The sequence below is a fragment of the Albidovulum inexpectatum genome (assembly GCF_002927635.1).
GTDB lineage: Bacteria > Pseudomonadota > Alphaproteobacteria > Rhodobacterales > Rhodobacteraceae > Albidovulum > Albidovulum inexpectatum.
Window position 1 is genome coordinate 223,286 of sequence record NZ_PRDS01000003.1, and the last position, 25,801, is coordinate 249,086.

Here is a 25,801-nt window from a genome sequence, read left to right on the forward strand (position 1 = left end):
GCGATGCGCCGGCGGCTGTGTCTAGGGTAGGCGCGCGCCGAAACGGCAACAGGGATGGGGAGAGGACTTTCATGACGGAACGGGTCGAGCGAGAGGGCCTGAAGGTCGATCAGCGGCTGGCGCGCTTCATCGAGGAACAGGCATTGCCCGGAACGGGCGTGGCGGCCGATGCCTTCTGGAAGGGGCTGGCGGGCATCGTGGCCGATTTCACCGACCGCAATCGGGCGCTGCTGAAGCGGCGCGAAGAGCTGCAGAAGCAGATCGACGCCTGGCATGTCGCCAATCGCGGAAAGCCGCATGACCATGAAGCCTACAAGGCGTTCCTGAGCGAGATTGGCTATCTGGTGCCCGAGGGGCCGGACTTCGAGATTGAGACAGAGAATACCGACCCCGAGATCGCGACCATTGCCGGGCCGCAGTTGGTCGTGCCGATCACCAATGCGCGCTATGCGCTGAACGCGGCCAATGCCCGCTGGGGCAGTCTGTATGACGGGCTGTACGGCACCGATGCGATGGGCGCGCCGCCGCCCGCGGGTGGCTATGACAAGGGGCGCGGCGCGCGGGTCGTTGCGCGGGCGCGCGTCTTCCTGGACGAGGCCTTTCCGGTGCGCGGCACCAGCCATGCCGATGCGCGGCGCTATCACGTCAAGGATGGCGTCCTGCTGATCGACGACATGCCGCTGGAACAGCCCGAGAAATTCGCGGGATGGCGCGGCGATCCGCGCGCGCCGCAGGCGGTGCTGTTGCGCAATCACGGCCTGCATGTGGAACTGGTCTTCGACCGGACCCATCCGGTGGGCGCGCGCGATCAGGCGGGCCTGGCCGATGTGCGGCTGGAAAGCGCGATCTCGGCGATCATGGATCTCGAGGATTCCGTCGCCTGCGTCGATGCCGAGGACAAGGTTCTGGCCTATGGCAACTGGCTGGGTCTGATGAAGGGCGATCTGGAGGCCGAGTTCGAGAAGGGCGGGCGCCGGATGACGCGGCGGCTGAACCCCGACGCGGTCTGGACGGCCCCGGAGGGGTCGGAATTCACGCTGAAGGGGCGGGCGCTGTTGCTGGTGCGCAATGTCGGCCACCTGATGACGAATCCGGCGATCCTGGATGCGCAGGGCGAGGAGGTCTTCGAAGGGCTGATGGACGCGATGATCACGACGTTGATCGCGATCCACGACCTGAAGAAGACGGGCGGGCTGCGCAATTCGGTCCGGGGGTCCGTCTATGTGGTCAAGCCCAAGATGCACGGGCCCGAGGAAGTCGCCTTTGCCTGCGAGGTCTTCGACCGGGTCGAACAGGCGCTGGGCCTGCCGGCCAATACCGTCAAGATCGGCATCATGGATGAAGAGCGGCGGACCTCGGCCAACCTGAAGGAATGCATCCGCGCGGCGCGGCGCCGGGTCTGCTTCATCAATACCGGGTTCCTGGACCGCACCGGCGACGAGATCCATACCTCGATGGAGGCCGGACCCTTCAGCCGCAAGGAGTTCATCAAGCGCAAGACCTGGATCCGCGCCTATGAGGATCGCAATGTCGATATCGGTCTGGAATGCGGTTTCTCGGGCCGGGCGCAGATCGGCAAGGGCATGTGGGCGATGCCCGACATGATGGCCGCGATGCTGGACCAGAAGATCGAGCATCCCCGCGCGGGCGCCAATTGCGCCTGGGTGCCATCGCCCACCGCGGCGACGCTGCATGCGCTGCATTACCACAAGGTCGATGTCTTTGCCGTCCAGCGCCGGTTGCGCGCGGGCGGGCGCCGGGCGCATCTGGATGCGTTGCTGGAAATCCCGCTCGCCGCCTATCGCCGCTGGACGCCCGACCAGATCCGTCGTGAGGTGGAAAACAACTGCCAGGGGATACTGGGCTATGTCGTGCGCTGGGTCGATCAGGGCATCGGCTGTTCCAAGGTGCCGGACATCAACGATGTCGGCCTGATGGAGGACCGCGCGACCTGCCGCATCAGCGCCCAGCACGTGGCCAACTGGCTGCATCACGGCGTGGTCTCGCGCGATGAGGTGATGGAGATCCTGCGCCGCATGGCCGAGGTCGTCGATCGCCAGAATGCGGGCGACCCGGCCTATCGGCCGATGGCGCCGGATTTCCAGGGGCCGGCCTTCAGCGCGGCTTGCGACCTGATCTTCCAGGGACGCGATCTGCCCTCGGGCTATACCGAGCCGGTGCTGCACCGCTATCGCCTGCAGGTGAAGGCCGCGCAGGCCTGATCGCGCGGTTGCGCATGGATGCAGGGCGCCTGTGACAGGGCGCCCTTTTCCTTTGCCGCTTTGATGCCTATTGTCAGACCGCAGACAGGGGACATGGGCATGACACGACCGATCGTCGGCATCATAGGCAACCACAACGTTCTGGACGGCGATTATCCCGTCCACGCCACGGGCACCTTGAACACGGCGGCGGTGGCGCAGGTTGCGGGCTGCATGCCGCTGCTGATCCCGTCGGACCCGCGCTTTGTCACGGTCGAGGAATTGCTGGAGACGTTCGACGGCTTCCTGCTGACAGGCGGGCGGCCGAACGTCCACCCGTCGGAATACGGCGAAGAGTCGACCGAGGCGCATGGCACCTTTGACCGTTGCCGCGATGCGATCACGCTGCCCCTGGTGCGGGCATGTGTCGAACGCGGCCAGCCGTTCTTCGGAATCTGTCGCGGTTTCCAGGAAATCAATGTCGCCATGGGCGGTACGCTGCACCCGGAAATCCGCGAGCTGCCCGGCCGGATGAATCACCGCATGCCGCCCGATGGCACGCTGGAAGAGAAATTCGCCCTGCGTCACAAGGTGCGGTTCACCGAGGGCGGCGTCTTCCACCGCCTGCTTGGCGCGACCGAGGTGATGACGAATTCCCTGCACGGCCAGGGGGTCAAGACACCGGGCAAGCGCATCGTGATCGACGGTTGGGCCGAGGATGGCACCCCCGAGGCGCTGTATGTCCGCGATGCGCCGGGTTTCACGCTGGCCGTCCAATGGCACCCCGAATGGAACGCGGCGCAGGACCCGGTCTCGCGCCCTCTGTTTCAGGCCTTCGGAGATGCGGTGCGCGCCTATGCCGCCCAAAGGCATGGTTGCCTGCGCCAGTCGGCCTGAGGCGACGCAGATCTCGTGACCGGCAAAAAGGGGCGCCGACAGTTCGACGCCCCTGCAGGATGCAATCCCCGTCCGATCAGAACGGGATTTCGTCGTCCAGTTCCGGCCGGCTGGAGCCGCCCGACATGCCGCCCGAAGACGCCCCGCCCGACGACCCGCCACCAAAGCCGCGATCGTCGCCATAGCCGCCACCGCCGCCGGCACCTTCGCCGCGGCTGTCAAGCAGCGTCAGCTCGCCCCGATAGGGGCGCAGGGCGATTTCGGTCGTGTAGCGTTCCTGGCCCGATTGGTCGGTCCATTTGCGCGTTTCCAGCTGGCCCTCGATATAGACCTTGGACCCCTTGCGCAGATATTGCTCGGCGATGCGCACCAGGTTTTCGTTGTAGATCGACACGCGATGCCATTCGGTGCGTTCGCGCCGTTCCCCGGTGTTGCGGTCGCGCCAGGTTTCGGACGTGGCGATTCGCAGGTTGCAGACCTTGCCGCCGCTGGGGAAGTCCCGCACTTCGGGGTCTGCGCCCAGATTTCCGATCAGGATGACCTTGTTAACCGATCCCGCCATTCGGGCATTCTCCTTCCGATTCCATTTTTTCCTTTAGACCATCCCGCAGCGCGCATTTGAAGTCGATCTTCGGGCAATGGACCGCCGGTCCGGGGAGCAAATGGGCAAAGCCCCGCGTATCACTTGGGTTTATGGCGTGTCTGACGGGCATTCTAGCACCCCCGGTGGATTTGCCGGAGGTCGGACGGGTGGCAGGTCTCACTCAACCGCGCTGCCCGGGCATGGCACCAGGCTCGCGGTCCACGGAACCGATACTTCTGGAAAGGGACCATACCATGAAACGGAAACTGACCGCTGCCGCCCTGTCGGCCCTTGTGATCCTGTCGGCGCCGGCCTTCGCGTCCGGCATGATTGACGACGCAACCAAGGCGAAGATCACCGAACAGCTGACGGCCGAGGGCTATGACATCCGCAAGATCGACAGCGAGGACGGCATGATCGAGGTCTATGCGATCAAGGATGGCAAGATGTACGAGTTGTATCTGGACGAGTCGCTGAACATCGTTCGCAGCAAGGAAAAGAGCTGATCGGCCCGGGTCTCGGCGGCGCATTGCGCCGCCGTTTCCCATGTCGGCGTTTCATTCAGGGAGAGTGCGGATGATGCGTTACAAGGTCTGGGACCCTTTCGTCCGGGTCTTTCACTGGTCTGTGGTGGCGGGTTTCACCGCCAATGCCCTGTTCACGGACCCCGAAGCCAAACTTCATGAAAATATCGGCCTGGCCATCCTGGGGCTGGTCGCGCTGCGCATCGTATGGGGCGTTTTTGGCACCCGCCATGCGCGGTTCTCGGACTTCCTGCCTTCCGTTTCGGCCTCGATCGGCCAGCTGCGCGAGATGGCGACGGGACGCCGCCGCATCCATCTGGGCCATTCGCCGCTGGGCGCGCTGATGATCTACAACCTTCTGGGAACCTTGCTGGTGATCTGCATCAGCGGCTACATGATGACGACGATCGCCTTTTTCGGCGTTGACTGGGTCGAGGAACTGCATGAGCTCGCCGTGACCTGGGCCGAAATCTCGGTCCTGGCCCATATCGCGGCGGTGTTCCTGGAAAGCCGCCGGCTGGGCGTGAACCTTCCGAAGTCGATGGTGACGGGCTACAAGGAAATCGACGACGACGTCATCAATGGCAGGGCAACAGAGGCATGAGCAAACAGCCTGAACCGCGGCGCTACATGGGGGTGGAGCTCGCCCTGATCGTATTGATCGCGGTCCAGGGCTTCTGCGCGGCCTTCTTCCTGGTCGATCTGGCGCGGGACTTCATCGAGTCGCCGTCGGCCGCGATGGGTGATCTGCACTTCTGGGTCGAGATGATCGCCAATGTCGGACTGGTCGCTGGAATCGGTGTCGAATGGGTGTTCCTGATGCGTCTGCTGCGGCGTCAGGCGCGGGCGGAACGGGCGCTTTCGGCCGCGTCGGGAGCGCTGCACGACGTCATCGAGGCGCATTTCGAGGATTGGGGGCTGACGCCCGCCGAGGCGGACGTCGCCACCTTTGCCATCAAGGGTCTGTCGATCGCCGAGATCGCCCGAATGCGTGGCTCTGCCGAAGGCACCGTCAAGACCCAGCTGAACGCCGTGTATCGCAAGGCCGGAGTGCGGGGGCGCACGGAACTGGTGACAATCCTGATCGAGGATCTTCTGGATGGTGCCCTGTCGCGGCGGCGCAAGGACGAAAGGGCGGGCGCAGAATCCTGCGAAGACGCGGATGTCGTGGTGAACTGACCGCGCGATCCTTCGGGCTGGCCCCGACGGGGGACTTTGCGCTATAGTCCGCCGGGCAAAAACGGGGGGCAGTCAATGCGCAAGGTGCTTCTTGCGGCGCCGATCATGGCGCTGGCCCTGATCGCCGGGCCGGTGCCGGTCAAGGGCGAAGGGTTGTCTTTGTCGCGCGCGACGACCGGTTCGCGACTGGCCATGTTCCGCAAGCAGGTCGCCGTTCTGGATAGCCGTGCGGCCGTGCAATATGACAACTCGGTCAGGCTGACGCCCAAGGCGAAGGTTGTGACGCAGGTTGCCATTCCATCCTATTCCGGCGCGTATCGCGGACTTTACCTCGAGCCGGCACGCGCTGCCGCCCGGCGCCATGGCGTGCCCGAGGACCTGTTCCTGCGCCTGATTCAGCAGGAATCGGGCTGGAACCCGCGCGCGATATCGCCAAAGGGCGCCCGGGGTCTGGCGCAGCTGATGCCCGCCACTGCCCGGCTGCTGGGCGTGGACATCAATGATCCGAACCAGAACCTGGACGGGGGCGCGCGCTATCTGCGGATGATGTACGACAGGTTCGGGAACTGGCGCCTGGCGCTGGCCGCCTACAATGCCGGACCCGAGGCCGTCGAGCGGCATGACGGCATCCCGCCCTATCGCGAGACCCGCAATTACGTGCGCGCGATCCTGGGAAGCTGAGCAGCCTATGCGCGCTTGACGAAGCGCAGGAAGGTGAAGACCCCGAACGGGTCCAGCTGGCGGCTTTCGGCAAGGGTCAGATCGGGCTGGCCCATGACGCGGTGCACGGGAAAATCGGAATGCCAGCCGATACGATCGGCCAGCGGCGCAAACAGCCGTTCCAGCAGGGCAAGCGCGCCCTTGTCGCGCGCGAAATGGCCGGCGATCAGCACCTCTCCGCCCGGCTTGCAGACGCGCGCGGCCTCGGCCATCACGCGTTCGGGTTCAGGCACGACCGAGATGACGAACATCGCCACGACCGTATCGAAGCTGCCATCGGGGAAATCGAGATTTCGGGCGTCCATCTCGTCCAGCCGGACGACATTGGCCAGCTTTTGACGCGCGACCTTCTCGCGCGCGCGGGCAAGCATGTCGGGCGATGCGTCGATGCCGGTAACGGTGATCTCGGGTCGATAATGCGACAGCGAAAGGCCCGTGCCGACGCCGATTTCAAGGACAGAGCCGGGCCGGGTATTCACATGGGCCACGACCTTTCGCCGCGCCTGCCGGGTGATCCATCCGAAGCTGTGGTCATAGATCGGAGCCCAGAAACGATAGGATTTCCTGACGGCCGAGATATCCATGACCCTTCCTTTCGTTCAGTGTTGTCGAATGCCCCGTGCAGCCAGCACCTTGCCGGCCGAATGCAACAGGATCACGATGTAGATCAGCGTCAGGACGATCAGCGACAACCAGAAGCGCGTGAACAGCGCGCCGATCACCAGCGCCATTGCCAACAGAATCAGCCCCGAACGTTCGCGCGGGACGCGCAGCGATTTCAGCGATGGCGTCGGCAGGCGGCTGATCATCAGCCCGCCGACCAGCAAAAGCCAGACCCCCGTCAGCACCGGATGCGTCGCCGGCGTCCAGCCGGTTTCGAATGCGGCCACGACCGGCAACAGGGCAAGCATCGCGCCCGCGGGGGCGGGGACGCCGGTGAAATGCGCCGCGGGCTTGGTGCCGGCCAGCTTGGCCCGTCCATCGTCCACGTTGAATCGTGCCAGCCGCAGGCAGGCGCACGAGACATAGATCAGCACCACGACCCAGCTGCCCATGCGCTCGCTGCTGGCGAGTGCGTATTGATACACGATCAGGCCGGGCGCCACGCCGAAATTCAGGAAGTCGGAAAGCGAATCCAGCTGCGCGCCGATATCGGATGTCGCGCGCAGTCGCCGGGCCAGCTGACCGTCCAGGCCGTCGATTGCCGCCGAAAAGACGATCAGCGCGACGGCAAGTTCGAACCGGCCGGCAAGTACGAGGCGGATCGCCGTCAGCCCCGCGCACAGGCCCAGCATGGTGACCATGTTGGGCAAGAGCGCCAGAAGGGGCTGGCTGTCGCTTCTGCCTGACGGGCGTTCCTGGGTCATGGTCCTAGCGGATCGCACCGCGCCGGGGGCCTTCGGTGCCGTCCAGATCGGCCAGCACGGTTTCCCCGGCCACCATCGTCTGGCCCACGGCGACAAGGGGCGCGACACCCTTGGGCAGATAGACATCCAGCCGCGATCCAAAGCGGATCATGCCAAAGCGCTGTCCGGCCAGGACGTGCTGGCCTTCCTTGACCTCGCACACGATCCGACGCGCGACCAGGCCCGCGATCTGCACCACGCCCAGGCGGCGGCCGTCCTCCATCCGGATGGTCAGGCCGTTGCGTTCGTTATCCTCGCTGGCCTTGTCGAGAGAGGCATTGAGGAACTTGCCCGGCCGATAGGCGATGCGCTCTATCTGGCCGGTCACGGGCGCGCGGTTCACATGGCAGTTGAAGACATTCATGAAGATCGCGATCCGGGTCAGGGGGTCGGTCCCCAGGCCCAGCTCGGCCGGGGGCACGAAGTCGCCGATCATCTGCACCACCCCGTCGGCCGGCGAGATGACAAGATTGTCGTCAACCGGCGTCACCCGGTCCGGATCGCGGAAGAAGTAGTAGCACCACACGGTCAGCCCGACGCCGATCCAGCCCAGCACATCCGAAATCAGGAAAAGAACCAGCGTCGCGGCGGCAAAGATTGCCACGAAGCGATAGCCCTCGCGGTGCATCGGCTTGATGAAGGTGGACAGCATCGACATGAAAGATGGCCTTCGCGCGGTTTGGATCGTGCCTTTAATGACGGCAAAGGCCCGGGCGTGCAAGTCCCCGGCCCGCGTCGGCAGCGGGGCGCAAGGACGGGAAAACACCCCCTGCAGACGAAAAACCGCGCCGGAAACCGGCGCGGTTCTGGTTCTTAGGAATGATCCGGCCGCTTATTCGGCGGATTTTTCCGCGGCTTCGTCTTCGTAGCCTTCCTGGGCGGCACCGCCCACGTCGTCGAAGAGTTCGGCGATCTCGAACTCGGCCGCGGCTTCCTCTTCGGCAGCCAGTTCCTGGATCGACTTGCCCGAGGCCTGCAGTTCGGCCTCTTCCAGGGTGCGGGCCACGTTCAGCTTGACCTTCACCGAAACCTCGGGGTGCAGGTCGATCTGGATTTCGTGCAGGCCCAGTTCCTTGATCGGGCGCGACAGCACGATCTGGCGGCGGTCGACGGTGAAGCCCGCTTCGGTCGCGGCCTGGGCGGCGTCACGCGTGGTGACCGAGCCATAAAGCGCGCCGCTGTCCGAGGCCGAGCGCAGGATGACGAAGACCTGACCTTCCAGCTTCTCGGCGACCTTTTCGGCCTCCTTGCGGGTTTCCAGGTTCTTGGCCTCGAGCTGAGCCTTGCGGGCCTCGAAGGCCTTCAGGTTCTCTTCCGAGGCGCGCATGGCCTTGCCCTGCGGCAGCAGGAAGTTGCGCGCGTAGCCGTCCTTGACCTTGACGACATCGCCCATCTGGCCAAGCTTGGCCACGCGTTCCAGCAGGATGACTTGCATTGTCCTGTCTCCTCACTTCACGACATAGGGCAGCAGGGCGAGGAAGCGGGCGCGCTTGATGGCGCGGGCCAGCTCACGCTGCTTCTTGGCCGAGACGGCGGTGATGCGCGACGGCACGATCTTGCCGCGCTCGGAGATGTAACGCTGCAGGAGGCGCACATCCTTGTAGTCGATCTTCGGCGCGTTGTCGCCCGAGAAGGGGCAAACCTTGCGGCGACGGAAAAACGGTTTAGCAGCCATGGTTCGTATCCTTTCCTTCAGGCCTGTCAGCGACGCTCGCGGCGCTCTTCGCGTTTCTGCATCTGGACCGAGGGACCTTCCTCGTGCTGATCGACCTTGACGGTCAGGATCCGCATCACGTCGTCATGCAGACGGGCCAGGCGCTCCATCTCCTGCACCGCGGCCGCGGGCGCGTCGGAGCGGAGGAAGAGGTAGTGACCCTTGCGGTTCTTGTTGATCTTGTAGGCCATCGTCTTGACGCCCCAATACTCGCTGTCGACGACCTTGCCGCCATTGTCCGCGAGAATGGTGCCGAAATGTTCGATCAGCCCTTCGGCCTGCGCGTTGGAAAGGTCCTGGCGCGCGATCAAGACATGCTCATACAGCGGCATGTGCTCTCCTGTCTGTTCGGGCGGCTTCATAGGCGGGCATCGAGCCTTCCGCGACCCGCCACGAGAGGCTTCGCCGGTTTCGCATTTTGCGGAAGGATGCGGCCTTATACAAATTCGGGCACAGGATGCAAGGGAAAGGGCGCGGATTGCGCGCGCGGGCGGTTGCGGCTATGCGGGGAAGGCAACGGAATGAGGGAAACGAACAATGACGCGCGCATTCGTGTTTCCGGGCCAGGGGGCCCAGGTCGTGGGCATGGGCAAGGCGCTGGCCGATGCCTATCCGGCGGCGAAAGCGGTTTTCGAGGAGGTCGACGAGGCGCTGGGCGAAAGCCTGTCGCGGCTGATCTGGGAGGGGCCGCAGGAGGATCTGACGCTGACCATGAACGCCCAACCCGCGCTGATGGCGACCTCGATCGCGGCGATGCGGGCGCTTGAGGCCGAGGGGTTCGGCATCGAGATGGCGGCCTTCGTGGCGGGGCATTCGCTGGGCGAATATTCCGCGCTGTGCGCGGCCGGGGCGCTGAGCCTGTCGGATACCGCGCGGCTGCTGCGGTTGCGCGGGCGCGCGATGCAGGAGGCCGTTCCCGTGGGGCAGGGCGCGATGGCCGCGCTGCTGGGCCTGGGCCTTGCGCAGGCCAGCGAGGTGGCCGCCGAGGCCGCACAGGGGCAGGTCTGTCAGGCCGCCAATGACAACGATCCGACCCAGGTCGTGATCTCGGGGCATCGTGAGGCGGTCGAGCGCGCGCTGGAGATTGCCAAGGGCAAAGGCGCCAAGCGGGCGATCCTGCTGCCGGTATCGGCGCCGTTCCATTGTGCCCTGATGGAGCCGGCGGCAAGGGCCATGGCAGAGGCCCTGGCCGAGGTCGAGATTCGCGCGCCGAAGGTGCCTTTGGTCGCCAATGTGCGCGCCGAGGCGGTCACCGATCCGGCGGCGATCCGGCAGCTGCTGGTCGAGCAGGTCACCGGATCGGTTCGCTGGCGCGAGAGCGTCGAATGGATGGCGGCCCAGGGCGTGGACGCGTTCTGGGAGATTGGCGCGGGCAAGGCGCTGTCGGGCATGATCCGGCGCATCGCGAAAGAGGCGAGCGTGCGCGCGATCGGAACGCCCGAGGATATCGCCGCGCTGAAGGCGTGAGGCTTGGTTGGCGCGGGGCTGGCCCCGCGCCGCGTATGGGATGGAGGAGGCAGGACTGGCCATGTTTGACTTGACGGGAAAGAATGCTCTGATCACCGGCGCGTCCGGGGGGATTGGCGGTGAGATCGCGCGGGCGCTGCACGGTGCGGGGGCGACGGTCGCGCTGTCGGGCACGCGGGAAGAGCCGCTGCGCGCGCTGGCGGACGAGTTGGGAGAGCGCGTGCATGTGCTGCCCTGCAACCTTTCGGATGCCGAAGCGGTCGAAGGCTTGCCCAGGCGCGCCGTCGAGGCCATGGGCAGCGTGGACATCCTGGTCAACAATGCCGGCATAACGCGCGACAACCTGTTCATGCGGATGTCCGACGAGGACTGGAACGCGGTCATCGATGTGAACCTGAATGCGACCTTCCGCCTGTGCCGCGGCGTGCTGCGGGGCATGATGAAGGCGCGCTGGGGCCGGATCGTGAACATCACCTCGGTCGTGGGGACCACGGGCAATCCCGGTCAGGGCAATTATTGCGCCGCCAAGGCGGGTGTCACCGGAATGAGCAAGGCCTTGGCGCATGAGGTTGCAAGCCGTGGCATCACGGTCAACTGCGTGGCGCCGGGCTTCATTGCGACGGCGATGACCGACAAGCTGAACGATGAACAGAAGGCGCGGATCAACGAGCGAATTCCGGCTGGCCGGATGGGCAATCCCGAAGAGATTGCCGCGGCCGTTCTTTACCTGGCCAGTCCCGAGGCCGCCTATGTGACGGGGGCGACGCTGCACGTCAATGGCGGGATGGACATGGTCTGAGCCGGTTTTCGACTCCGTCCGTGGCGCGGGCAAGAACACGCATTGCGAAAGCGTTTGCGTCCAGTCCATACTGTGCTATAGGCGGCGACGAAAAGCCAGCTGGGCCCGATCGCTTTGGCGTCTGGCTTTGACGGTCCCGCGCTGGTTGCGGGAATGAGGCGCTCGGAACGAGCAAGGAAACAACAAGGCGGGATCGGCCCGCAAGAATGAGGGTTTGACATGAGCGACATCGCAGAACGCGTCAAGAAGATCGTCGTGGAGCACCTGGGCGTGGACGAAGCCAAGGTTACCGAAAGCGCGTCCTTCATCGACGATCTTGGCGCGGACAGCCTGGACACCGTCGAGCTGGTCATGGCGTTCGAGGAAGAGTTCGGGATCGAGATCCCCGATGACGCAGCCGAGACCATTCAGACCGTCGGCGATGCGGTGAAGTACATCTCGGAAGCCGTCTGAGACCAGCGGCATGTTTCGAATGGACGGCGTCCCGATGGGGCGCCGTCTTGCTTTTCTGGCGGGGGCGTGGTGTCAGGGCCGGATGGCCGGCCCGGGCCAGAGCGATTCATCCCGTCCGGGCGTGATCGGTTTGGGTGGGTGAAACGTCGGCCGTGCTGTCGGTGGTGTCCTCGGCAGCACGGAAGAGAATGCAGCTTTGCGGGCATTCGGCCGTATGGCAGGGTGGCCGGGGCAGCTGGCGGGTGCCATCATGGCGCGTCATGCGATCATGGTCGAGAAGGCGCACGAGTGCCGCCCGTTCCAGGCTGTTGCGAAACTTGACGCCAGCGAAAAGGCTGTTCGACCAGACGATCTGACCGGGCAGTGCGATCTTTTCGATGAAAAGCGTGACATTGATGCAATCGAGCGGGGCGTTGAGGCGCAGCTTGCAGCCCGAGCGGCTGATGTCGAGAACCGTCACCGGCTCGCAGTAATTGGCCCCGCGCAGTGCGCCCAGGATGAAGCAGGGATGTCGCTTGCCATTGCGACGGTCGGGGATGCGCGGCGTCAGGGCCGCGCGCAGGCAGGCGAGTGCCGCGCCGACAACGATGAGCGCAAGCAGCATGGTCAGGGTGGAAAGATCAGGGATCAATGCCGCCATGCGGTGACGGGCGTCAGTTGCGGCGGCGGGGCCGCGGATCGGCGAAAGCGCCTGAAGGATCCGTACCGGAGCAGGGTTGTCTGCCCCTTGGGGCTGGCAGTCAAGGCTGTCGACCCGAGCCGCGAGCCAGCTGCGGCGATCGAGCCAGCGTTCGGAGGAGAGCAGATCCCGAAGGGCAGCCTGGTCGTCATTCCGCAACAGCTCGGCCGCGCGGGTGGCGACCGCCTGGCTGGCGCGCAGACCATCGGAGAGCGCGCCGTCCGGCAGCGGTTGCGCCGCCCTGTCGGACAAAGCGGTCACGGTTGCATCCAGATCGGGGTCGAACCGGGAGCTTGATTCGATGCGCGACAGCACATGCACCGTATCGACGAGAAGCGCGCAGGCGTCATCGGCTTGGGCGGGCAGGGCAAGGCCAAGGGCAAGGGTCAGGGTGCAGGCAAGATTGTGAAAGCGGATCATCGGTAACCATCCTGTTTTGGCGCATCCTGACATGGCAGGGTTGCGGCAAGCTTAACGGCGAGGCTCCGCACAACGCGGCGAACGGCCTTGCCCGTCATCGGGCCGGGCGTGTATCAAGCCCTGAACGCGAAACTTTGTGGGGAACACGGATGAGGCGAGTTGTCGTAACGGGGCTTGGAATGGTCACTCCCTTGGCCTGCGGGGTCGAGGAAACCTGGAAGCGGCTGATTGCCGGGCAATCCGGCGCGGGGCCGATAACCCGGTTCGACGCCTCGAATGTCGTGACCAAGTATGCCTGCGAGATTCCCTTTGGTGACGGGTCGGACGGAACCTTCAACCCGGACGACTGGATGGAGCCGAAGGAGCGGCGCAAGGTCGATGACTTCATCCTGTATGGTCTTGCGGCGGCCGAACAGGCGGTTCGCGATGCGGGCTGGATGCCAGAGGACGAGGAAAGCCGCCTGCGGACCGGCGTGATGATCGGATCGGGGATCGGGGGGCTGAGCTCGATCGCGGAGACGGCCAACCTGATCAAGGACCGTGGTCCGAAGCGGGTTTCGCCCTTCTTCATTCCTGGCTCGTTGATCAACCTTGTTTCGGGGCAGGTCAGCATTCGCTATGGCTTCAAGGGGCCGAACCATGCGGTGGTGACGGCCTGTTCGACCGGAGCGCATGCGATTGGCGATGCCGCGCGCCTGATCCAGTGGGGTGATGCGGATGTGATGATCGCCGGCGGGGCAGAGAACCCGATCTCGGAAATCGGAATCGCGGGGTTCAATGCCTGCAAGGCGCTGTCCACCAAGCGTGCCGATGAGCCCCAGAAGGCAAGCCGGCCCTATGACGCGGATCGCGACGGATTCGTGATGGGCGAGGGCGCGGGTGTCGTGGTGCTGGAGGAATACGAGCACGCCAGGGCGCGCGGCGCGAAGATCTATGCCGAGGTTCTGGGCTATGGCCTTTCGGGCGATGCCTATCACATCACCGCGCCGAGCGAGGATGGGGATGGGGCCTATCGCTGCATGCAGGCCGCCCTGAAGCGGGCGGGGTTGACGCCCGACCGGATCGACTATGTCAACGCGCATGGCACGAGCACCATGGCCGATGTGATCGAACTGGCCGCCGTCGAGCGTTTGCTGGGCGAGGCTGCGGGCAAGGTGACGATGTCGTCGACCAAGTCGTCGATCGGACATCTGCTGGGCGCGGCCGGCGCGGTCGAGGCGATCTTCTGCGTGCTGGCCATTCGTGACCAGATTGCGCCGCCGACGATCAACCTGGACAATCCGGCGGTCGAGACACCGATCGATCTTGCGCCGAACAAGGCGGTGAAGCGTGAGATCAACGTGGCGCTGTCGAACTCGTTCGGCTTTGGTGGCACGAATGCGTCGCTGATTCTGGGTCGGGTGGACGCGTGATGTGGCGCAATATCGCCTCGGGCTTTCTGACGGTTGCGATCGTGCTGCTGCTGGGGATTGCGGGCCTCGTGGCCTGGGCTCAGAAGCAGTATGAAGGCCCGGGGCCGCTGGCCGAGGCGATCTGTCTGCGCGTTCCGGCCGGGTCGAACTTTCGCAAGATCGCGGCGGACCTGGCCGAGCGCGGGGCGATATCGAGCGAGTTCATCTTTCGCGTCGGCGCCGACTATGCCGGAAAGACGGCTGGGCTGAAGGCTGGTTCGTTCCGGATCGAAGAACATGCGTCCATGGCCGAGATCGTCGACGCGATCACCGGGACCGGGGTTTCGACCTGTGGCGCGGAGGTCAATCTGCGCATCGGTGTGAACGGGACGGATATCCTGTTGCGTGAGCTGGAACCTGCCGAAAATCGCTATGTCGAAGTTGCGCGGTTCGATCCGGCGACCGAAGAGGCACCCGCCGAATATGTCGCGGGGATGGAAGATCCCGGTCTTCGCTTTCGCGTGACGATGGCCGAAGGTGTCACGAGCTGGCAGGTGGTCGAGGCGCTGAAGCGGGCGGACTTCCTGAGTGGCGAGGTGGAAGAGGTTCCCGACGAGGGATGGCTTGCGCCCCATAGCTATGAGGTCGAACGGGGCGAGGAGCGCAGCGCCCTGCTGCAGCGGATGCGGCAGCGGCAGGAGACGATCCTGGCGGAGGCCTGGGCCGCGCGGGCAGATGGTTTGCCCTATGAGACGCCGGAAGAGGCGTTGATCATGGCCTCGATCGTGGAGAAGGAAACCGGCGTGCCCGAGGAGCGGCGGATTGTCGCGAGCGTATTCGTCAATCGGCTGCGCAAGGGCATGAAGCTGCAGACCGACCCGACGGTGATCTATGGGATCACCAAGGGCAAGGGCGTGCTGGGGCGCGGGCTGCGGCAGAGCGAGCTGCGGGCGCGCACGCCTTACAATACCTATGTGATCGAGGGCTTGCCGCCGACGCCGATTGCCAATCCCGGCCGTGAAAGCATCGAGGCGGCGCTGAACCCGGCGGAGACGGATTACCTGTATTTCGTTGCCGATGGGACGGGCGGACATGCCTTCGCCGAAACCCTGGCCGAACACAACCGCAATGTTGCGCGCTGGCGCGCGATCGAGGCGGAGAGGGCAGGGCAGTGAAGTGACGAACGGTTCGTTAACACACTGATAACACTATTTTTCTTGACTTTCCGAACGGTCGGAGATATACGTTCGGGCAAGCTGGAAGAAGTGGGCAAGCGGCCCCGGGAGCGATCCCGGAGCCGCTTTTTCGTTTCTCTCGTACGGACGGGCAGGAGAGGCGGTGCAACCGGATGATCAGGCGCGTTTCGGAGCGGGATATCTGCCAAAGCCCCGAGGTCGTGGAGGTTCAGAAGCTGTTCGATGAAACCGTGGGCGCGCTGCGCCTGTCGCTGGAGCGGTTGAGGTCGGGCGAGCTGGGCGATGTCAGGGAGATTGGCCGGCAGGTGGGTGATCTGCGAACGGCTTACAAGCTGATTTTGGAAGAGAGGGTGCGCGTTGCAAAACTTCGCAAGGACGAGGAGGGCATCGTCTATGACTATGCCCTCGACCTGGAGGCGGCGCGAGATGAGGTCTGCCGCCGGCTGGCTTGCCTGCGCGACGCAGGATGTGGTGGATGAGTTTCTGGGCGGGTTGAGCGACGGGGCGCTGATGGCGTTGCCGTGGCTGTTCGAGTTCTGGGCGCTGCCGCACCAGCTGCCGCCCGAGGGGGGCTGGAAGACCTGGGTCATCATGGGCGGGCGGGGCGCGGGCAAGACGCGGGCAGGGGCCGAGTGGGTGCGCGCGCAGGTCGAGGGCGCCGCGCCGATGGACCCGGGCGTGGCGCGGCGGGTGGCCTTGGTGGGGGAGACCCTGGAGCAGGTCGAGAAGGTCATGATCTTTGGCCAGAGCGGGATCATGGCCTGCAGCCCGCCCGACCGGCGCCCGGTCTGGGAGGCGGGCAAGCGGCGGCTGGTCTGGCCGAATGGCGCGGTGGCCGAGGTCTATTCGGCGCATAGTCCCGAGGGGTTGCGGGGGCCGCAATTCGATGCGGCCTGGGCCGATGAGCTGGCCAAGTGGCCGAAGGCGCATGAAGCCTGGGACATGCTGCAGTTTGCGCTGCGACTGGGAACCGATCCAAGGCAGGTGGTGACGACGACGCCGCGCAATGTCGGCGTGTTGAAGGCGATCCTGAACAATCCGTCGACCGTGGTGACGCAGGCACCGACCGAGGCGAACAGGGCCTATCTGGCGGAATCGTTCCTGGAGGAGGTGCGGGCGCGCTATGGCGGAACGCGGATCGGGCGGCAGGAGCTGGACGGTGTGTTGCTGGAGGATGTCGAAGGCGCGCTGTGGACGACCGAGATTCTGGAGAAGTGCCGCTCGGCGGCACCCGAGCGGCTGAGCCGGGTCGTCGTGGCAATCGATCCGCCGACCAGCGGGCACGAGGCGTCGGATGAATGCGGGATCGTCGTGGTCGGGGCGCTGACCGAAGGGGCGCCGTCGGAGTGGCGGGCGTGGGTCCTGGAGGATGCCTCGGTCCAGGGGGCGCGGCCCGATGGCTGGGCGCGCGCGGCGATTGCGGCGATGGAACGGCATGGGGCCGATCGGCTGGTCGCCGAGGTGAACCAGGGAGGGCAGATGGTCGAGGCCGTGATCCGGCAAATCGATCCCGTGGTTCCGTTTCGTGCGGTGCATGCAAGTCGGGGCAAGGCCGCGCGCGCCGAGCCGGTCGCGGCGCTGTATGAACAGGGGCGAGTCCATCACCTGCGGGGGCTGCATCTGCTGGAGGAGCAGATGTGCCGGATGAGCCGGCAGGGCTATCAGGGCCGGGGCTCGCCCGACAGGGTGGACGCGCTGGTCTGGGCGCTGACGGAGCTGATTGTCGAGCCCGCAGCGCGGTGGCGCCGGCCGCGGGTCAGGCCGCTCTAGGAGGCTGGCGCGGCGAGCGGAGTGCCCGAAGAGGCCGAGCGAGACAGGAGAAATCGGATGGTATGGAATTTCTTTCGGCGCGCGGAACCCGCGGCGTCGGAGCGGAAGGCGTCTGCCGCCGGGCGGGTCGTGGCCTGGGGCAGTTCGGGGCGGGTGGCCTGGTCGCCGCGCGATACGGTCAGCCTGACGCGGACCGGGTTCATCGGAAATCCGGTGGGCTTTCGGGCGGTCAAGATGATTGCGGAGGCGGCAGCGGCCCTGCCGCTGGTCTGTGAAGATGGCAAGTGTCGATATGACACGCATCCGGTGATCGACCTGATCCGGCGTCCCAATCCGGGCCAGGGGCGGGCCGAGATGTTCGAGGCGCTGTACGGTCAGTTGCTGTTGTCGGGCAATGGCTATGTCGAGGCGGTCGGCGGGCCGGGGATTCCGCAGGAGCTGCATGTGCTGCGGTCGGATCGCATGAGCGTGGTGCCGGGGCCGGATGGGTGGCCCGTGGCCTATGATTACGCCGTGGGCGGGCGCAAGCATCGATTTGACATGACGGGGCCGGTCGATCCGATCTGTCATATCAGGAGCTTTCATCCTCTGGACGATCATTATGGGTTGTCGCCGTTGCAGGCGGCGGCGGTGGCGATCGACGTGCACAATTCGGCCTCGGCCTGGTCGAAGGCATTGCTGGACAACGCGGCGCGGCCTTCGGGGGCGATCGTGTTCCGCGGCGCCGACGGTCAGGGGATGCTGAGCGAGGATCAGTACGAGCGGCTGCAAGAGGAGCTGGAACGCTATCATCAGGGCGCGCGCAATGCCGGCCGGCCGATGCTGCTGGAGGGCGGGCTGGACTGGAAGCCGATGGGCTTCAGCCCTTCGGACATGGAGTTCCAGAAGACCAAGGAGGCTGCCGCGCGGGAGATTGCCGTGGCCTTTGGCGTGCCGCCGATGCTGATGGGGATTCCGGGGGATGCGACCTATGCAAATTACCAGGAGGCGAACCGGGCCTTCTATCGGCTGACGGTCCTGCCGCTGGCCCAGCGTGTCACGGCGGCGATCGGGCATTGGCTTTCGTCGCATCTGGGCGAGGAGATCGTGCTGCGGCCCGACCTGGACCAGGTGCCGGCGCTTGCGGGCGAGCGTGACCAGCAATGGAAGCGTATCGGCGAGGCCGATTTCCTGACGGACGATGAGAAGCGCGCCCTGCTGGGGCTGCCCCGCCTGTCGGGAGGGGATTGAGATGTCGGGGCCGGGATCGCGGTATCTGAAGGAGCCGTTCGAATGTGCCCATGAGCATCGGTTCGCGGCGACCGAGAAGATCATGGCGGTTCAGTTCGAGGCCGTGGACAAGCGGCTGGAGCGGATCGAGGCGATGATCGCGGGCGTCGAGCGGCGGTTGTGGATGACGGTCTTTGGCGTGGTCGGCGTGATCCTGAGCCAGGCGGTGCAGGGGCTGATCGATTTCGGGCCGAAATAGGAAGGCGATCATGGGGATCAACGACTTTGGGCTGGAGACGAAGTTCTGCCGGCTGGGTGGTGACGTGGCCGTGACCGATGGCTGCGTGATCGAGGGATATGCCTCGGTCTTCGGGCTGGAGGACCAGGGCGGCGATATCGTTCTGCCGGGAGCCTATGGGCGGTCCTTGAACGGTGCGCCCGGGGCACGTGGCGCGGTGAAGATGCTGTGGCAACATGATCCGGCCCAGCCGATCGGCGTATGGGAGGAGATCGTCGAGGACGCGCGGGGCCTGCGGGTCAGGGGGCGCATCCTGACGGAGGTGGAGCGCGGACGCGAGGCGGCGGCGCTGGTCGCCGCCGGGGCGGTTGACGGATTGTCGATCGGCTATCGCGTGGTGCGAGCCGAGAAGGATTCGAAGGGGCGACGGCTTCTTCGGGAGGTGGAGCTGTGGGAGGTGTCGTTGGTGACGTTCCCGATGCTTCCACAGGCGCGTGTCGCGGCCAAGGGCGAAAGCCCGGAGGCGGCGGAGACGGCCGAGCTGGCGGCGCTGTTCGAAGCGGCGCGCCAGATGCTGGCGGGCGGGGAGTGAGCCTGTCTGCACACATCATCTGACGTGAGGTGAAGGCAATGAGCAAGGCCGAGACGAAGGCTCGGACCGATATCGGCGTGCCTGGCGCGCCGGGCGGGGACGTGAAGTCTGCGTTCGAGGGGTTTCTGAAGGAATTCAGGGGCTTTCGTGACGAAGTGAAAACCAGGTTGCAACAACAGGAAGAGCGACTGACCATGCTGGATCGCAAATCTATCGTCGCCGGGCGCCCGGCGCTGGCCACCCACGCCGATGTCGAGGCGCCGCATCGCAAGGCCTTTGCCGCCTATCTGCGCAGCGGCGACGATGACGGGCTGCGTGGCCTGGCCATCGAGGGCAAGGCGATGAACACGCAGGTGGCGGCCGAGGGCGGATTCCTGGTCGATCCCGAGACGACCGATCGGATCCGTGGGGTGCTGCGTTCGTCCAGTTCGCTGCGGCGGGTGGCGCGCGTCGTCACCGTGGAATCGGGCAGCTTTGACGTTCTGGTGGATCACAGCGAGATGGGATCGGGCTGGGCCACCGAAACTGCGGGGCTGAGCGAGACGACGACGCCGCAGATCGACCGCATCTCGATCCCGCTGCACGAGCTGGCCGCGATGCCGAAGGCGAGCCAGCGGTTGCTGGATGACACGGCCTTTGACGTCGAGGGGTGGCTGGCCGAGCGGATTGCCGACAAGTTTGCCCGTGCCGAGGCGCAGGCCTTCATCAGCGGCGACGGGATCGACAAGCCCAAGGGATTCCTGAGCCATACGGCGGTGGACAACAATGCCTGGACCTGGGGCACGCTGGGCTATGTGCCGACGGGCGCCGCGGGTGACTTTGCCGCGACCAATGCGTCGGATGCGATCATCGACCTGGTCTATGCGCTGGGCGCGGAGTATCGCGCGAACGCGACCTTCGTCATGAACTCGAAGACCGCGGGCGCGGTGCGCAAGATGAAGGATGCCGATGGCCGCTTCCTGTGGACGGACGGTCTGGCCGCCGGCGAGCCGGCGCGTCTGATGGGCTATCCGGTGCTGATTGCCGAAGACATGCCGGATATCGCGCCGGATGCCTTTGCCATCGCATTTGGCGACTTCAAGGCGGGCTATACGATCGCCGAGCGTCCCGACATGCGCGTCCTGCGCGATCCCTTCAGCGCCAAGCCGCATGTGCTGTTCTATGCGTCGAAGCGCGTGGGCGGTGATGTCAGCGACTTTGCCGCGATCAAGCTTCTGAAATTCGCCGTCTCGTAAGGGGCGCGGATCGGTCGGGCAGGGCCCGGCTGCCGGGCGCGGGCCCTGTTTGCCCGTCGTGTCGTCCAGCTTGACCATCTCTCTCCGTCCGAGCGGTGCGGGGGGTGGGTCCGCGTCCGGGATTGTTTCTGCGTTGGGGCGGATTTCGGGAGGATTTCCCATGATGCTGAGCGAAGTCGCGCCGGTGGCGCAGTCTGCATTGCCCGTTGCGGCCTTCAGGGATCACCTGCGGCTGGGATCGGGTTTCGCCGATGACGGGGTGCAGGACGCGCTGGCCGAGAGCTATTTGCGGGCCGCCATCGCGGCGATCGAGGCGCGGACCGGAAAGGCGCTGATCGAACGGGAATTCGTTCTGGAGCTGGAGCGGTGGCGCTGGCCGGATGTGCAGGCGTTGCCGGTTGCGCCGGCTGTGAGCGTGCGTTCGGTGACGATGCTGGATCGCGAAGGCGTCGCCAGCCTGGTCGATCCATCGGCATACCGGCTGGTGCGGGATGTGCAGCGGTCGCGGATCGTCGCCGTTGGAAGCCTGCTGCCCGTGGTGCCGGATGGCGGGCGTGTCGAGATCGTCTTTTCCGCCGGATTTGGACCGGGATGGGCCGATGTGCCGGCGGATCTTGCGCAGGCGGTGTTCCTGCTGGCGGCGGCGTATCACGAGAACCGGCATGAGACCGGTACAGTCCGCGGCCTGCCCGCAGGTGTTCTGGCGCTGATCGAGCGGTGGCGGACGGTGCGGGTTCTGGGCGGAGGCGCGGCATGAATGCGCCTGTCCTGAACCGGCGCCTGGTGCTGGAGGAGGCGCAGCGGGTCGCCGATGGCGCGGGGGGCTACGGCACGGTCTGGGCCGGTCTTGGTGTCCTGTGGGGTGAGATCCGCCCCGGCGGCGGCAGCGAGCGTGAGGGCGAGGGTGTGACATTGTCGCGCGCCCGGTACCGGATCGTCGTGCGGGCCGCACCGCCGGGGGCGCCGTCGAGGCCTCGGCCCGATCAGCGTCTGCGAGAGGGCGCGCGGGTTTTTCGCATAACGGCGGTGACCGAGCTGGATCGGCACGCGCGCTATCTGGTCTGTCATGCCGAGGAGGAGGTCGTCGCATGAGCTATGGCGGCGGAACTGCCCTGCAGGGGGCGGTGTATCAGCGACTGGTGACGGACCCGGCGGTCGCGGACCTGGTGGGATCGGCGGTCCATGACGCGGCTCCGGCGGACTTTTCGGGCGGCACCTATGTCACGCTTGGTCCCGAGTCGGTTCGCGATGCCTCGGACGTGACGGGGCGGGGGGCGTGGCACGATTTCGTCGTGTCTGTCGTCAGTGACGAGGCGGGGTTTCAGACCGCCAAGGACGTCGCGGCCGCGGTGACGGATGCGTTGACGGGGCAGGAGCTGGCGTTGGCGCGCGGCCGTGTGGTGGGGTTGTGGTTCCTGTCCGCCCAGGCGCGACGAGTCGAGAAGGCCGGGAAACGGCGTATCGACCTGACCTTTCGCGCGCGCATCGAGCTGTGATTTGGGGCGTCGGCCATCGGGCCGGTGCCGGAAGCGGAAACTTTTGGAGAGCGACAGATGGCTGCCCAGAATGGCAAGGATCTACTCATCAAGCTCGACCTGACTGGGGGCGGGCAATTCACCACGATCGCGGGCCTGCGGGCGACGCGGATCAGTTTCAATGCGGAGACGGTCGATGTGACCTCGCTGGAAAGCCAGGGCGGGTGGCGCGAGCTTCTGGGTGGCGCGGGGGTGCGGTCGGCCACGGTTTCGGGTTCGGGCGTGTTCGTCGATGCGGCAACGGATGATCGCGCGCGGCAGATCTTCTTTGCCGGGTCGGTTGAGCGGTTCCAGGTGATCATTCCCGATTTCGGCATCGTCGAGGGGCCGTTTCAGATTACCGCGATCGAGTATGCGGGCAGCTATAACGGCGAGGCGACCTATGAGCTGACGCTGGCATCGGCCGGCGTGCTGAACTTCACGGCGATCTGATGGCAAATCCGTGGGCTGGTGAGGTGGAGATCCGCCTGGATGGCGAGCCGCATGTGGCGAAGTTGACCCTGGGGGCGTTGGCAGAGCTGGAGGCGGGATTGGGCGCGTCGAGCCTGGTTGAGCTGGTCGAGCGGTTCGAGACGGGGCGGTTTTCTTCGCGCGATGTGCTGATGGTGATCGTGGCGGGTCTGCGGGGCGGTGGCTGGAAGGGGCGCGCCGAGGATCTGATGTCGGTCGAGATCGGGGCGGGCCCCGTGGAGGCAGCTCGGCTGGCGGCGGTCCTTCTGGCCCGGGCCTTTGCGTTGCCGGAGGCGGAATGAGCGGGTTCGACTGGCCGGGATTGCTGAGGCTGGCGTTGGGGCGGCTGGGGTTGCAGCCCGAGGCTTTCTGGCGGCTGACCCCGGCAGAGTTCGTTCTGATGCTGGGTGAGCCGACGGTAGCGCGGCCCCTGGATCGCAGTCGGCTGGAGGAGTTGGCGCGGCTGTGGCCCGACAGGCCCGGGCAGGCGGAAGGAGAGTGAAAATGGCGCTGAGCGAGGACACATCGGACGGCCTTGTGGGGTTGGCCGGGCAGGCGGCGTTGCTGGAGGCAAATCTTGGCGGCGCGCGGACGATGATGGCGGCCTTTGACGCGGAATTGGGCCGGATTCGGGAAAGCATGGTCTTTGCCGGGCGCGAGGTGAATGCGTTGTCGAAGAGCTTTTCGGGGGCTTTGCGGCGTGCGTTCGACGGGGTCATCCTGGATGGAATGAAATTGTCGGATGCCCTGAAGGGCCTGGCCGAGAGCATGGCGAATTCCGTTTACGCGACGGCGATGCGGCCGGTGCAGGATGCCGTTGGCGGCGCGATCGCGCAGGGCATGAACGGATTGTTGAGCGGGGTCTTTCCCTTTGCGGCGGGCGGAGCCTTTTCGCAGGGGCGGGTGATGCCCTTTGCGCGCGGCGGGGTCGTGACGCAGCCCACCTACTTTCCGATGCGCGGCGGCACCGGGCTGATGGGAGAGGCGGGGGCCGAGGCGATCATGCCGCTGGCGCGTGGGGCGGATGGCCGTCTGGGCGTGCAAGTGTCGGGCGGCGGGCGGCCGGTGAACGTGGTGATGAATGTCTCGACCCCGGATGTCGAGGGCTTTGCCAGGTCGCGCAGCCAGATCGCGGCGCAGATGAGCCGCGCCTTGATGCGGGGCAGCAGGAATCGCTGAGGGAGGTCCGATGACGTTTCACGAGGTGCGGTTTCCCGCCAATCTGAGCTTTGGTTCGGTCGGTGGGCCGGAGCGGCGCACGGAGATCGTGCAGCTGACCAATGGTCACGAGGAGCGCAACACGCCCTGGGCGCAGTCGCGGAGGCGATACGATGCGGGCGTGTCGCTGCGCAGTCTGGATGACATCGGCGAGCTGATCGCCTTTTTCGAGGCGCGCAAGGGGCAGTTGTATGGGTTCCGGTGGAAGGATTGGGCTGATTACAAGTCGTGCCCGGCCTCGGCCGAGCCGACATTCGAGGACCAGCTGATCGGTATCGGCGACGGGGTGCGGCGTGAATTCCAGCTGGTCAAGACCTATCGGTCGGGTCTGGCCGAGGAGGTGCGCGTGATCCGCAAGCCGGTGGACGGGACCGTTCGGGTGGGGCTGCAAGGCGACGAGTTGCAGGAGGGCGTTCACTTCACTGTGGATGTAACCACCGGGATCGTTGCCTTTGAAAGTGCGCCCGGCGTGGGCGCGCGCGTGACCGCGGGGTTCGAGTTCGACGTGCCGGTGCGCTTTGACACCGACCGGATCCAGGTGTCGGTCGCGTCCTTTCAGGCGGGGGACGTGCCACAGGTGCCGGTGGTGGAGGTGCGGCTGTGAGCGGGGCAGAGGGGCTGAAGGCGCATCTGGCGCAGGGTGTGACGAGCGTGGCGCGTGCGGTTGCGATCCGGCGGCATGACGGCGTGGAGCTGGGCTTTACCGACCACGACCGGGATCTTGAATTCGAGGGAATCCTGTTCCGGGCGAATACGGGCATGAGCGCGCGTGCCATCCAGCAGGCGACGGGCCTGTCGGTGGACAATACCGAGGCCTTTGGGGCGCTGTCGTCGGAGGCGATTTCGGAGCGGGATATCCTGGCCGGGCGCTATGACGGGGCAGAGGTGCGCGGCTGGCTGGTGAACTGGGCCGATGTGTCGATGCGTGTGTTGCAGTTCCGCGGAACGCTTGGCGAGGTCGTGCGCTCGGGTGGGGCGTTCAGCGCCGAGTTGCGTGGGCTGAGCGAGGCGCTCAACCGTGAGCAGGGGCGGATCTATCACGCCGAATGCTCGGCCGTTCTGGGCGATGGGCGATGCGGTGTGGATCTGAGCGCGTCCGGATATTCCGAGGAGCGCCCGGTCGAGGTGGTCGAGGATGGGCGGCTGTTCCGCTTTGCGGCGTTTTCGGCCCATGCCGACAGGTGGTTCGAGAAGGGCAGGCTGCGGGTTCTGTCCGGGCCTGCCCGGGGGCTGGTCGGGGTGGTGAAGAACGACAGGCTGACGGGTGATGGCAGCAGGGTGGTCGAGTTGTGGCAATCCTTGCGGGTCCACCCCGTTGCGGGGGACCTGGTTCGCATCGAGGCAGGATGCGATCGGCGTCTGGAAACCTGCCGGTTGAAGTTCGGCAATCTGCGCAATTTCCGGGGCTTCCCGCATATTCCGGGCGAGGACTGGCTGATGTCCTATCCGGTTCGTGGAGGCGCCAATGACGGGGGGGCGTTGCGATGAGCATGGACCGGGGCGCGCGCGTGGTGGAGATCGCGCGGGCGTGGATCGGCACGCCCTATCGGCATCAGGCATCGGCGCGCGGGGCGGGGACGGATTGCCTGGGCCTTGTGCGCGGTGTGTGGCGCGAGTTGAACGGCAAAGAACCCGAGCCGGTGCCGGCCTATACGATGGATTGGTCGGAGCCCGCCGGCGAGGAGCGGCTGTGGGAGGCTGCGTCGCGTCACCTGCGGGAATGTGCCGTGAGTGAGCCCTGGCGCGTTGGTCAGGTTCTGCTGTTTCGCATGCGATCGGGCGCGGTGGCCAAGCATCTGGGCATCCTGTCGGAGAGTGGTGCGGAGGCGCGCTTTGTCCATGCCTATTCGGGGCATGGCGTGATCGAGAGCCCGTTGTCGGCGCCGTGGCGGCGCCGGGTGGCGGTGAGGTTCGAATTTCCCTGA

The 25,801-nt window shown here is 65.8% G+C and carries 35 protein-coding genes; 27 read left to right on the top strand and 8 right to left on the bottom strand.

Annotated elements, in window-relative coordinates:
• Window positions 1–71 precede the first annotated feature (71 nt).
• Both LV82_RS06550 and LV82_RS06555 read left to right on the top strand, forming a co-directional pair.
• Entirely contained in the window at window positions 72–2,222 is a 2,151-nt protein-coding gene (locus tag LV82_RS06550; RefSeq protein ID WP_104070124.1) for a malate synthase G, read from the top strand.
• Between the two features lie 99 nt (window positions 2,223–2,321).
• Window positions 2,322–3,098: a gamma-glutamyl-gamma-aminobutyrate hydrolase family protein gene (locus LV82_RS06555; RefSeq protein WP_104070283.1), complete on the top strand. Its 777-nt coding sequence runs from the start codon at window positions 2,322–2,324 to the stop codon at window positions 3,096–3,098.
• Window positions 3,099–3,174: 76 nt separating this feature from the next.
• On the opposite strand, the gene ssb is transcribed toward LV82_RS06555, so the two are convergent.
• The gene (gene ssb, locus LV82_RS06560) at window positions 3,175–3,660 is read right to left on the bottom strand and encodes a single-stranded DNA-binding protein (protein WP_104070125.1); all 486 of its coding nucleotides are present in this window, start codon (window positions 3,658–3,660) and stop codon (window positions 3,175–3,177) included.
• Window positions 3,661–3,935: 275 nt separating this feature from the next.
• On the opposite strand from ssb, the gene LV82_RS06565 reads away from it, so the two are divergent.
• From LV82_RS06565 to LV82_RS06580, 4 genes are all read left to right on the top strand, one after another.
• Window positions 3,936–4,187, top strand: a complete 252-nt coding sequence (locus LV82_RS06565) for a PepSY domain-containing protein (protein WP_104070127.1) — start codon at window positions 3,936–3,938, stop codon at window positions 4,185–4,187.
• 70 nt (window positions 4,188–4,257) lie between these two features.
• Window positions 4,258–4,809: a cytochrome b/b6 domain-containing protein gene (locus LV82_RS06570; protein WP_104070128.1), complete on the top strand. Its 552-nt coding sequence runs from the start codon at window positions 4,258–4,260 to the stop codon at window positions 4,807–4,809.
• Window positions 4,806–5,384, top strand: a complete 579-nt coding sequence (locus tag LV82_RS06575) for a helix-turn-helix transcriptional regulator (RefSeq protein WP_245873091.1) — start codon at window positions 4,806–4,808, stop codon at window positions 5,382–5,384. The genes LV82_RS06570 and LV82_RS06575 overlap by 4 nt, the downstream gene beginning before the upstream one ends.
• 75 nt (window positions 5,385–5,459) lie before the next feature.
• Window positions 5,460–6,065 carry a lytic transglycosylase domain-containing protein gene (locus LV82_RS06580; protein ID WP_104070130.1) on the top strand — a complete coding sequence of 202 codons (606 nt, stop codon included), beginning with the start codon at window positions 5,460–5,462 and terminating at the stop codon, window positions 6,063–6,065.
• Between the two features lie 5 nt (window positions 6,066–6,070).
• On the opposite strand, the gene LV82_RS06585 is transcribed toward LV82_RS06580, so the two are convergent.
• The 6 genes from LV82_RS06585 to rpsF form a co-directional block, all read right to left on the bottom strand.
• Complete coding sequence (locus tag LV82_RS06585; RefSeq protein ID WP_104070131.1) at window positions 6,071–6,688, bottom strand: class I SAM-dependent methyltransferase; 618 nt, start codon at window positions 6,686–6,688, stop codon at window positions 6,071–6,073.
• Between the two features lie 15 nt (window positions 6,689–6,703).
• Entirely contained in the window at window positions 6,704–7,471 is a 768-nt protein-coding gene (gene pssA, locus LV82_RS06590) for a CDP-diacylglycerol--serine O-phosphatidyltransferase (protein WP_104070133.1), read from the bottom strand.
• A gap of 4 nt (window positions 7,472–7,475) precedes the next feature.
• Window positions 7,476–8,195 (bottom strand): phosphatidylserine decarboxylase, encoded by a 720-nt coding sequence (locus tag LV82_RS06595; protein ID WP_281259913.1) that lies wholly within the window; start codon window positions 8,193–8,195, stop codon window positions 7,476–7,478.
• 147 nt (window positions 8,196–8,342) lie between these two features.
• On the bottom strand, window positions 8,343–8,945 hold the full coding sequence (rplI, locus tag LV82_RS06600; RefSeq protein ID WP_104070136.1) for a 50S ribosomal protein L9: 603 nt from the start codon (window positions 8,943–8,945) through the stop codon (window positions 8,343–8,345).
• Between the two features lie 12 nt (window positions 8,946–8,957).
• A complete protein-coding gene (gene rpsR, locus LV82_RS06605; RefSeq protein ID WP_104070138.1) occupies window positions 8,958–9,185 on the bottom strand; it encodes a 30S ribosomal protein S18 in 228 nt (75 codons plus the stop codon).
• Between the two features lie 26 nt (window positions 9,186–9,211).
• On the bottom strand, window positions 9,212–9,556 hold the full coding sequence (gene rpsF / locus LV82_RS06610) for a 30S ribosomal protein S6 (protein WP_104070140.1): 345 nt from the start codon (window positions 9,554–9,556) through the stop codon (window positions 9,212–9,214).
• 205 nt (window positions 9,557–9,761) lie between these two features.
• On the opposite strand from rpsF, the gene fabD reads away from it, so the two are divergent.
• From fabD to LV82_RS06625, 3 genes are all read left to right on the top strand, one after another.
• A complete protein-coding gene (gene fabD / locus LV82_RS06615) occupies window positions 9,762–10,691 on the top strand; it encodes an ACP S-malonyltransferase (RefSeq protein ID WP_104070141.1) in 930 nt (309 codons plus the stop codon).
• Between the two features lie 61 nt (window positions 10,692–10,752).
• A complete protein-coding gene (gene fabG / locus LV82_RS06620) occupies window positions 10,753–11,490 on the top strand; it encodes a 3-oxoacyl-ACP reductase FabG (protein WP_104070286.1) in 738 nt (245 codons plus the stop codon).
• Window positions 11,491–11,709: 219 nt separating this feature from the next.
• Entirely contained in the window at window positions 11,710–11,943 is a 234-nt protein-coding gene (locus tag LV82_RS06625) for an acyl carrier protein (RefSeq protein ID WP_104070143.1), read from the top strand.
• A gap of 106 nt (window positions 11,944–12,049) precedes the next feature.
• Here LV82_RS06625 and LV82_RS06630 read toward each other — a convergent pair whose 3' ends face one another.
• Window positions 12,050–13,042 carry a PilZ domain-containing protein gene (locus tag LV82_RS06630; RefSeq protein ID WP_170063364.1) on the bottom strand — a complete coding sequence of 331 codons (993 nt, stop codon included), beginning with the start codon at window positions 13,040–13,042 and terminating at the stop codon, window positions 12,050–12,052.
• Between the two features lie 149 nt (window positions 13,043–13,191).
• Here LV82_RS06630 and fabF point away from each other — a divergent pair, with 149 nt between their 5' ends.
• The 18 genes from fabF to LV82_RS06720 all read left to right on the top strand — a co-directional run bounded on the left by fabF (window position 13,192) and on the right by LV82_RS06720 (window position 25,801).
• Window positions 13,192–14,454, top strand: a complete 1,263-nt coding sequence (fabF, locus tag LV82_RS06635; protein WP_104070146.1) for a beta-ketoacyl-ACP synthase II — start codon at window positions 13,192–13,194, stop codon at window positions 14,452–14,454.
• Complete coding sequence (gene mltG, locus LV82_RS06640) at window positions 14,454–15,608, top strand: endolytic transglycosylase MltG (RefSeq protein ID WP_104070147.1); 1,155 nt, start codon at window positions 14,454–14,456, stop codon at window positions 15,606–15,608. The genes fabF and mltG overlap by 1 nt, the downstream gene beginning before the upstream one ends.
• A gap of 173 nt (window positions 15,609–15,781) precedes the next feature.
• Window positions 15,782–16,108: a hypothetical protein gene (locus LV82_RS06645; protein ID WP_104070149.1), complete on the top strand. Its 327-nt coding sequence runs from the start codon at window positions 15,782–15,784 to the stop codon at window positions 16,106–16,108.
• Window positions 16,056–17,399, top strand: coding sequence for a DNA-packaging protein (locus tag LV82_RS06650; RefSeq protein ID WP_170063365.1), 1,344 nt, complete (start codon window positions 16,056–16,058; stop codon window positions 17,397–17,399). Before LV82_RS06645 ends, LV82_RS06650 begins: the two co-directional genes overlap by 53 nt.
• A 57-nt stretch (window positions 17,400–17,456) precedes the next feature.
• A complete protein-coding gene (locus LV82_RS06655; protein WP_104070150.1) occupies window positions 17,457–18,629 on the top strand; it encodes a phage portal protein in 1,173 nt (390 codons plus the stop codon).
• 1 nt (window position 18,630) lies between these two features.
• Complete coding sequence (locus LV82_RS06660; protein ID WP_104070152.1) at window positions 18,631–18,867, top strand: GTA head formation protein, RCAP_rcc01685 family; 237 nt, start codon at window positions 18,631–18,633, stop codon at window positions 18,865–18,867.
• 10 nt (window positions 18,868–18,877) lie between these two features.
• Window positions 18,878–19,438, top strand: a complete 561-nt coding sequence (locus tag LV82_RS06665) for an HK97 family phage prohead protease (RefSeq protein WP_104070153.1) — start codon at window positions 18,878–18,880, stop codon at window positions 19,436–19,438.
• A 38-nt stretch (window positions 19,439–19,476) separates the two neighbouring features.
• Window positions 19,477–20,673 carry a phage major capsid protein gene (locus tag LV82_RS06670; protein WP_104070155.1) on the top strand — a complete coding sequence of 399 codons (1,197 nt, stop codon included), beginning with the start codon at window positions 19,477–19,479 and terminating at the stop codon, window positions 20,671–20,673.
• 160 nt (window positions 20,674–20,833) lie between these two features.
• The gene (locus tag LV82_RS06675) at window positions 20,834–21,430 is read left to right on the top strand and encodes a head-tail connector protein (protein WP_104070156.1); all 597 of its coding nucleotides are present in this window, start codon (window positions 20,834–20,836) and stop codon (window positions 21,428–21,430) included.
• The gene (locus tag LV82_RS06680) at window positions 21,427–21,765 is read left to right on the top strand and encodes a head-tail adaptor protein (protein WP_104070158.1); all 339 of its coding nucleotides are present in this window, start codon (window positions 21,427–21,429) and stop codon (window positions 21,763–21,765) included. Before LV82_RS06675 ends, LV82_RS06680 begins: the two co-directional genes overlap by 4 nt.
• Window positions 21,762–22,169, top strand: a complete 408-nt coding sequence (locus tag LV82_RS06685) for a DUF3168 domain-containing protein (RefSeq protein WP_104070160.1) — start codon at window positions 21,762–21,764, stop codon at window positions 22,167–22,169. Before LV82_RS06680 ends, LV82_RS06685 begins: the two co-directional genes overlap by 4 nt.
• 57 nt (window positions 22,170–22,226) lie before the next feature.
• Complete coding sequence (locus LV82_RS06690; protein WP_104070162.1) at window positions 22,227–22,640, top strand: phage major tail protein, TP901-1 family; 414 nt, start codon at window positions 22,227–22,229, stop codon at window positions 22,638–22,640.
• Window positions 22,640–22,960 carry a gene transfer agent family protein gene (locus LV82_RS06695; protein ID WP_104070163.1) on the top strand — a complete coding sequence of 107 codons (321 nt, stop codon included), beginning with the start codon at window positions 22,640–22,642 and terminating at the stop codon, window positions 22,958–22,960. Before LV82_RS06690 ends, LV82_RS06695 begins: the two co-directional genes overlap by 1 nt.
• Window positions 22,957–23,160, top strand: coding sequence for a rcc01693 family protein (locus LV82_RS06700; RefSeq protein WP_104070165.1), 204 nt, complete (start codon window positions 22,957–22,959; stop codon window positions 23,158–23,160). The genes LV82_RS06695 and LV82_RS06700 overlap by 4 nt, the downstream gene beginning before the upstream one ends.
• A 2-nt stretch (window positions 23,161–23,162) precedes the next feature.
• Complete coding sequence (locus LV82_RS06705) at window positions 23,163–23,837, top strand: phage tail tape measure protein (protein WP_104070166.1); 675 nt, start codon at window positions 23,163–23,165, stop codon at window positions 23,835–23,837.
• 10 nt (window positions 23,838–23,847) lie between these two features.
• Window positions 23,848–24,480 (top strand): DUF2460 domain-containing protein, encoded by a 633-nt coding sequence (locus LV82_RS06710; RefSeq protein WP_104070168.1) that lies wholly within the window; start codon window positions 23,848–23,850, stop codon window positions 24,478–24,480.
• A complete protein-coding gene (locus LV82_RS06715; protein ID WP_104070169.1) occupies window positions 24,477–25,364 on the top strand; it encodes a DUF2163 domain-containing protein in 888 nt (295 codons plus the stop codon). The genes LV82_RS06710 and LV82_RS06715 overlap by 4 nt, the downstream gene beginning before the upstream one ends.
• Before the next feature lie 2 nt (window positions 25,365–25,366).
• Complete coding sequence (locus tag LV82_RS06720; RefSeq protein WP_425427740.1) at window positions 25,367–25,801, top strand: NlpC/P60 family protein; 435 nt, start codon at window positions 25,367–25,369, stop codon at window positions 25,799–25,801.